Annotated in this window: 1 protein-coding gene; it reads right to left on the bottom strand. The window is 53.8% G+C overall.

The window, feature by feature from the left end; translation table 11 throughout:
• Positions 1-207 (bottom strand): hypothetical protein (locus ABR397_RS24560; protein ID WP_407072911.1); only part of this gene is annotated, 207 nt, incomplete at its 3' end.
• Positions 208-223: the final 16 nt, after the last annotated feature.

The following is a 223-nucleotide window of genomic DNA, read 5'->3' as shown; positions in this document are numbered from 1 at the left end:
GGCGCCTTGAGTGGCAACGTTAAACGCTTGGTAGGTATTATGGGATATCCCGGCGTCATTCGGTGTGGCGATATTGACAACCGGGACACCGCCCTGATGTTGTACCTGTGTGTGGCTATTATCCGGCGTTATCCCGGCGGCCATAGCGGGATGAAGGGGATAAACGGCGGTCAGGTAAATTAAAAGATAACTCGTGGCCCTGACCACTCGGTTGTTGCGTTGA

This window comes from Photorhabdus viridis, from assembly GCF_040256935.1.
GTDB classification, from domain to species: domain Bacteria; phylum Pseudomonadota; class Gammaproteobacteria; order Enterobacterales; family Enterobacteriaceae; genus Photorhabdus; species Photorhabdus viridis.
This window is presented reverse-complemented; position numbering and strand designations above follow the sequence as displayed.